The organism is Candidatus Symbiopectobacterium sp. (genome assembly GCF_020054415.1).
Classification (GTDB): domain Bacteria; phylum Pseudomonadota; class Gammaproteobacteria; order Enterobacterales; family Enterobacteriaceae; genus Symbiopectobacterium.
Map to the genome: position 1 here is coordinate 1 of NZ_JAHWCO010000146.1, position 3,599 is coordinate 3,599.

General features: G+C 54.5%; 1 protein-coding gene and 4 pseudogenes. 1 reads left to right on the top strand and 4 read right to left on the bottom strand.

The genetic code is table 11. From position 1 onward, the window contains the following. Positions 1-235: 235 nt before the first annotated feature. Positions 236-469: pseudogene (locus QZ506_RS04445) on the top strand (GntR family transcriptional regulator); the annotation flags it as partial. Positions 470-492: 23 nt separating this feature from the next. On the opposite strand, the gene codA reads toward QZ506_RS04445, so the two are convergent. The 4 genes and pseudogenes from codA to QZ506_RS04465 form a co-directional block, all read right to left on the bottom strand. After that, positions 493-1,737: a cytosine deaminase gene (gene codA, locus QZ506_RS04450; protein ID WP_291969346.1), complete on the bottom strand. Its 1,245-nt coding sequence runs from the start codon at positions 1,735-1,737 to the stop codon at positions 493-495. Further along, a pseudogene (locus QZ506_RS04455) lies at positions 1,734-2,969 on the bottom strand (PucR family transcriptional regulator). Before QZ506_RS04455 ends, codA begins: the two are co-directional and overlap by 4 nt. Positions 2,970-2,972: 3 nt before the next feature. Next, positions 2,973-3,443 (bottom strand): annotated as a pseudogene (locus QZ506_RS04460) (cytosine permease); the annotation flags it as partial. A gap of 71 nt (positions 3,444-3,514) precedes the next feature. Then, positions 3,515-3,599, bottom strand: a pseudogene (locus QZ506_RS04465) (lipoprotein); the annotation flags it as partial.

Below are 3,599 nucleotides of genomic sequence, written 5' to 3' on the forward strand. Positions count from 1 at the left end.
GGCTTTGTGTTTGATAATGGGATTGTTAGTATGGAGCATGATAGTTACCTCGCGTTTTGTTTAAGGATTAGGCACCCATATCAAAACCGGTAACTCTCAACCTTTCAAGGTCAAGTGTCAGATCTAGTCGCGACTAATACAAAGAATCTGAACCAGATGTAATCTGACAGACACCTGTATAAATAATCGGTAACTGTCAGATCAGGTCTGAGCTAGTACACATATTCAACAAAGCCATCAGATGAGCGAGATAATCTCGGTGGTGTTCCACTTTCACTACCGGTGGGACGAGCGTTCGCTCAAGCAACGCAATACGCTGGCGGTGGAGGAGCATCTTGCATTTCTGAGTGCAATGCTGTGTCGCAACGATCTGCTCGCGATGCGTGAGTTACGCCGCCATTTGGATACCGCAAAACAGTCGATGATCGATTCGATGGAGCGACAAATGCCTGCCAACGCGGCGTCCTGAGCGCCGCGCTGGCGGGAGGGCGGTTATGCCGGGTAGATCAGTTGTTCCGGTATGCGCTGCATGATGGCCTTGCCGTGACGAATGGAAACGCGCGCTTTGGCCTGCTTGCGCACGGCTTCGTAGTCGTTTTCTGCATCCATAATCACCAGATTTGCCGGGCGACCCACGGCAACGCCGTAGCGGTTACCGAGGTTGAGTGCCTTGGCACTGTTATCAGTGACGAAATCCAGACAGCGTTGCAGGTCGTCATACCCCATCATGTGGCAAATGTGCAATCCGGCATCGAGTACGCGCAAGATGTTGCCATTGCCCAGCGGGTACCACGGGCCTTTGATGGAGTCTTGTCCAAAACAGACGTTCATACCCGCGCGATCCAGTTCCGCCACGCGGGTAACGCCACGGCGTTTCGGGAAGGTGTCAAAGCGCCCTTGCAGGTGGATACTCTCGGTGGTGCAAGAGACAAAACTGATCCCTGAGCACTTCAGCAGACGGAACAGTTTGGAACAGTAGGCATTATCGTAAGAGCCCATCGCCACGGTGTGGCTGGTGGTCACTAATTCACCCACTTGACGCACGCGCGCCTCTTCCGCCAGCACTTCGAGAAAACGCGACTGTGCGTCGTCGGTTTCATCGCAGTGCACATCCACCAGACAACCGGTGCGTTCAGCCAAATCCATCAAGAATTTGGTGGAGCTGACGCCTTGTTCACGGGTGTATTCGAAATGGGGAATGCCGCCGACTACGTCGGCTTCCATATCGATCGCGGCCTCCATCAGGCGACGGCCATTATCGAAAGACTCAATGCCCTCCTGCGGGAATGCGACAATCTGAAGATCGATCAGATCGCGCGCCTCTTCTTTCACTTCCAACATAGCTTGCAGCGCGGCCAGCGTCGGGTCGGTTACGTCGATATGGGTGCGCACATGCTGAATGCCGTGATCGCGCAACATACCGATGGTGGTGTGGGCGCGACGCTTGGTGTCTTCATGGTCGATGATGGCTTTGCGTTGGCCCCAGCGCTCAATGCCTTCAAACAGTGTGCCGCTCATGTTCCATTCTGGCTCTCCTGTCGTCAGGGTAGCATCCAGATGGATATGGGGCTCCACCAACGGCGGTATCACCAGATTTCCTTCTGCATCAAGCACATCGGAGGCAATAACTGGCGTGATTAAGGTCGGTTGCGCATCGATAGTGGCGATAGCGCCATCCTGCAGAGTGAGGGTGAACAGGCAGGATTGATGACGCAGTGCAGCATTGATGATTTTCATGGAAACTCCTGCTGTTGCGCATGAGACATGTGCCAGATTAAGAGGGCAACGGAGACGTTGAGTCGCCACTGCGGGTCGTTCACGCGGTGGTCGGATTGACGTTCGATCTGTTGCAAACGTTGATTGAGGGTGTTGCGGTGAATACCGAGACGCTCGGCGGCTTTGATAACGTTGCCGTTTTCTTGCAGTATTGCTTCCAGCGTGTCGATCAACAGCGCCGGATGTTTACGGTTGGCGGCAAACAGCGGTCCCAGTGTTTCTTTCATAAAACGGTTGACCAGCTCTTGGTCGGGGATAGCTGTCAGTAATTGCAGCACGCCCAAGGCGCTAAAGTCACAGATCCCTTTGTCGGGACGCATGCTTTCAGCCACTTCCAACGCGCGTCGCGCCTCACCTAATCCGCGTCGATAATGGTGTGCCTAGGTGACTGTGCAAGAGAGGCAACAAAATAGCGACAGCGGTTGGAGCGACGAGCTTAATGACTGGCGCATTTCTGCCACCCAGGCTTTGCCATCAAGAAACGCGGCATCCTCTCCTGGCCAGAACAGAATAAACAGTTCACCCAGCGTGACCAGCGGCAGTGAAGCGGGCTGGGTGGCAAGCCGCTCTTCCAACGCCTGTTGCAGCGTCTGACGCGCGGCTTGTAGCTGCGATTCTGCACTGTCCGGCGGATGGTTATCAAACAATGCGGGGATACCTGACAGGCGCAGAGTAATCACCCGATGCGGGCGGTTCAGCGTCAACTGTAAATGCGAAGCACGTTGACGCGTCAGTTCTATGCTGGGGTAATCGCCGGTAAGCAGTTGGGTCAAAATTTCCCGCTGTGAACGTAGCAGGCTGTCACGTTGTACCAGCGCTGTGCCCACAAGCTGAGTGACTATGACCATCTTCAGAATGTAGGGCTGTTCAATCAGGGGTATACTCAGCAGATCTGCCAGTGCAACGACAGAATCAGGGATTACATGAATAAACGCCTCGCCGGTGAGAATAACCATCCCGGCGATTCCGCTCTGATGGCCTTCCTGCAACAAACGCAGCAGGTTCGCTTCATCACGAGCGTGGTTGATGCCGGTAACGAACACCAGTTCACCGCCCATGATCCAATCCGCGATCCCTTCGTTTTCTGCCACGTAGTACCAGCGTACCGGTCGATTGCAATGGCGCTGGCCTGCGCGTAGCAGCAGGGCTTCAAGCCCTGGTAACGCAAGAATGTCGCCCACCGTGAGGTTCATGGCTTATTCTCCTGACAGCGCCATCGTGGGCGCAAAACGTTTTGCCAGCACGCTCAGTAGCACATAGCTGCCTGCCGAAGCGGCAATCCCCACCAGTGGTGCAATCCACGGTGACAAATAAGCCAGAACTGCACCGATAGCATAGACACTGAGGCCGATGTAGTTGAAACGGGGCAAAGTAGTGGATTGAATGGACGGATACTGGCAGCGATAGCGGAAAACATAGTCCGCCATGATAACCCCGCCAACCGGAGGGATGATCGACCCCAGCAGTATCAGAAACGGGATCAGCATTTCATACATGCCACCAATCGCAAGCACAATGCCAATGGCGGCACCTATCAGCGTCAAGGTACGACGTCGCTCGCTGCGCAGCATGTGGCAGGCAGCGGCGGAAACGTTGTAGATGGTCGGCCCTTGAATGGTCCACAGGTTCAAACACAGCATGATCACCGCTGCGATTGAGAGCCCCCTGCAACATCATTACGGCGGCTTTGTTGAATAAATCAGAACCTGTAATGACTGCGCCCCATACGGGTCGATTGTTACGTGATGCGAATACTGTTCGGCATTCCTAATAGCGTGATCCGGTTAAGCGCTTTGACCATGGCCATGGCTTCACCCACCTGA

Excerpts from the sequence above, each read along its gene's own strand:
- codA (WP_291969346.1), bottom strand. The coding sequence starts at position 1,737 with ATGAAAATCATCAATGCTGCACTGCGTCATCAATCCTGCCTGTTCACC.